The organism is Mesorhizobium sp. M7A.F.Ca.CA.002.04.1.1 (genome assembly GCF_004022805.1).
GTDB classification, from domain to species: Bacteria; Pseudomonadota; Alphaproteobacteria; order Rhizobiales; family Rhizobiaceae; genus Mesorhizobium; species Mesorhizobium ciceri.
This window is the reverse complement of the sequence record NZ_RZPL01000669.1, coordinates 1-3,127: the sequence shown is the minus strand read 5'-3', so window position 1 is coordinate 3,127 and position 3,127 is coordinate 1. Positions and strand designations below refer to the sequence as shown.

General features: G+C 63.0%; 3 protein-coding genes. All 3 read left to right on the top strand.

Going from position 1 to position 3,127, the window contains the following annotated elements; genetic code table 11:
* The first annotated feature begins 167 nt into the window (after positions 1 to 167).
* Positions 168 to 1,646, top strand: a complete 1,479-nt coding sequence (locus ENZ75_RS26465; RefSeq protein ID WP_063168180.1) for an ABC transporter substrate-binding protein — start codon at positions 168 to 170, stop codon at positions 1,644 to 1,646.
* 13 nt (positions 1,647 to 1,659) lie between these two features.
* Complete coding sequence (locus ENZ75_RS26460; protein ID WP_063168181.1) at positions 1,660 to 2,607, top strand: ABC transporter permease; 948 nt, start codon at positions 1,660 to 1,662, stop codon at positions 2,605 to 2,607.
* A partial coding sequence (locus ENZ75_RS26455; RefSeq protein WP_164888014.1) for an ABC transporter permease occupies positions 2,604 to 3,127 on the top strand: 524 nt, incomplete at its 3' end. The genes ENZ75_RS26460 and ENZ75_RS26455, both read left to right, overlap by 4 nt.

The following is a 3,127-nucleotide window of genomic DNA, read 5'->3' as shown; positions in this document are numbered from 1 at the left end:
GGATAAGGTGTGCACCGCGACAAGCTTCGACTGCCGATGCGGTCGCCAGGACAAAAACATTCCCGGCCACGCCAAGGGGCAGAACGAAACGCAATTTACTCCGTGGCGAAATCACGCTTCTATCACTCGGGTTCGAGCACGTGTCTGAACGCATGGGGAGTTGCACGATGAAATTGTGGAAAACCATTCTGGCGGCCGCGGTGCTGTCGCTGGCCGCCGGCACCTCTGCGTTCGCCGCGCGAACCGACCTGGTCATCGGCATTCCGCTCGAACCCCCGCATCTCGATCCGACCGCCGGTGCCGCCGCAGCGATCGACGAGGTTCTCTATGCCAATGTGTTCGAAGGCCTGACGCGCATCGGGCCGAATGGCGAGGTGCTCCCGGATCTGGCCGAAAGCTGGACCATTTCCGATGACGGCAAGGTCTACACCTTCAAGCTGCACACCGGCGTGAAATTCCATGACGGCACCGACTTCGATGCCGCCGACGTGAAATTCTCGCTCGACCGGGCGCGAGCCGACAACTCCGTCAACGCGCAAAAGGGCCTGTTCGCCGCCATCGACAAGGTCGACGTCGTCGATCCGGCAACCGTCAAGGTCACGCTGAAGAACCCGCAGGGCTCGTTCCTCTACAATATGGGCTGGGGCGACGCGGTGATCGTGGCGCCGGAATCTGCCGACACCAACAAGGAGAAACCGATCGGCACCGGCCCGTTCAAGTTCCAGAGCTGGGCCAAGGGATCGTCGATCACGCTGGTCAAATCGGACAATTACTGGGGCACGCCGGCGTCGCTCGACAAGGCCGAGTTTCGCATCGTGCCGGATGCCGCGGCCTATGTGCCGGCGCTGCTCTCGGGCGACATCCAGGCTTTCCCGTTCTTCGATGCCGACAGCGTCGCCCAGGTCAAGGACGACCCGCGCTTCAAGGTGGTGATCGGCGCGACCGAGGGTGAGACCATCCTGTCGATCAACAACAAGAAGCCGCCTTTCGACAAGCTGCAGGTGAGGCAGGCGATCTCTTACGCGCTCGACCGCAAGGCCATCATCGACGGCGCCTCGGCCGGCCTCGGCCAGCCGATCGGCTCGCATATGTCGCCGGCCAACAAGGACTATGTCGACCTCACCGGCCGCTACCCGCATGATGTCGCCAAGGCCAAGGAATTGCTGAAAGAGGCAGGCCTCGAGAACGGCTTCAAGGCGACGCTGAAACTGCCGCCGCCCACCTATGCCCGTCTCGGTGGCGAAATCATCGCCTCGCAGCTTCGCGACGTTGGCATCGATCTGGAAATCATTCCGGTCGAATGGGCACAGTGGCTGGACCAGGTGTTCACCAAGAAGGATTACGACCTGACGATCGTCTCCCACACCGAGCCCAACGACATCGATATCTATTCGCGCAAGGATTATTACTTCAACTACGACAACCCGGCCTTCGACAACGTGATTGCCGATCTCGGCGTCACCTCCGACGAAGCCAAGCGCAAGGAATTGCTGGGGCAAGCGCAGAAGATCCTGGCCGACGATGCGGTGGTCGGCTTCCTCTATGAATTGCCGAAGATCGGCGTCTGGGACGCCAAGCTGCAAGGGCTGTGGGAAAACGCCCCGATCCAGGCCAATGATTTGACCAAGGTGAAGTGGAGCGAATGATCCCCCACCTTCCATGACCGCCTACCTCCTAAAACGCCTCGCCATCGCCATCGCCACGCTGGTGCTGGCTTCCATGGTGGTGTTCGCCGTCCTGGAGGTCCTGCCCGGCGATCCGGCGCGGCTAATGCTGGGCCTGAATGCCAGTGCCGACCAGGTCGAGTTGCTGCGCAACCAGATGGGCCTCAACGCGCCGCTGGCTTGGCGCTATCTGCACTGGGCGGGCGGCCTGCTCAGCCTCGATTTCGGCCGCTCCTACACCTATTCGGTGCCGGTCATCGGTCTGGTTCGCGAGCGGCTGGCCGTCTCGCTGCCGCTGGCGCTGATTGCGCTTGCGCTCTCCACCCTCATCGCGATTCCCGTCGGCCTGTTTTCCGCCAGCCGGCGTGGACGGGCCGGTGATACGATTTCCATGGGCGCCGCACAGCTTGGCGTCGCCGTGCCCAATTTCTGGTTCGCGCTGATGCTGATCTATGTCTTCGCCGTCTGGCTGCGGCTGGTTCCTGCTGGCGGCTTTCCCGGCTGGAGTGCCGGCGTCTGGCCAGCCTTGAAGTCGCTGCTGCTGCCGGCGTTGGCGCTTGCCTTGCCGCAAGCCGCGATTCTGGCGCGCGTCACCCGCTCGGCGCTGATCGAGGTGCTGAACGAGGACTATATTCGTACCGCCCGCGCCAAGGGTCTGCCCTACCGAGCTGTGCTGTGGCGGCACGCGCTGCGCAACGCCATGATTCCGGTGCTGACCATTCTGGGCCTGCAGTTCGCCTTCCTGCTTGCCGGCACCATCATCATCGAGAATGTTTTCTATCTGCCCGGCCTCGGCAGGCTGGTGTTCCAGGCCATCACCCAGCGCGACCTGATCGTCGTCGAAAGCGTCGTCATGCTGCTGGTCGCCGCCGTCATCGCCGTCAATCTGCTGGTCGACCTTTCCTATGCGGTCGTCGATCCGCGCCTGAGAAGCCGGCAATGACACTGCACATCGACATATCAGAAGAGACGTTCGGCAGCATCCTGAGCAAGGCGTTCGGGAATACCGCCTTCGTTGCCGGTTTCGTCATCACCCTGCTGATCCTGGCAATGGCTGTCGTCTCCTATGCCTGGACGCCCTATGACGTCACGAAACTGGTGATATCGGATAAGACGCAAGCGCCCTCGCTGGCGCACTGGTTCGGCACCGACCATTTCGGCCGCGACATCCTGTCGATGGTCATGGTCGGCGCCCGCAATTCGATTGCCGTGGCGCTGGTCGCGGTCGGCATCGGCATGGGGGTCGGCGTGCCGCTCGGCGCCTTTGCCGCGGCACGCGGCGGCCCCGTCGACGAGGCGCTGATGCGGCTGAACGACCTCGTCTTCGCCTTCCCGGCTTTGCTGTCGGCGATCATGATCACCGCCATCTTCGGACCGGGCGCCGTCAACGCCATCATCGCCATCGGCATCTTCAACATCCCGGTCTTTGCGCGCGTCGCCCGGGCCGGCGCGCTGGCGATCTG

Coding starts and splice junctions, on each gene's coding strand:
- ENZ75_RS26465 (WP_063168180.1), top strand. CDS start 168: ATGAAATTGTGGAAAACCATTCTGGCGGCCGCGGTGCTGTCGCTGGCC.
- ENZ75_RS26460 (WP_063168181.1), top strand. CDS start 1,660: ATGACCGCCTACCTCCTAAAACGCCTCGCCATCGCCATCGCCACGCTG.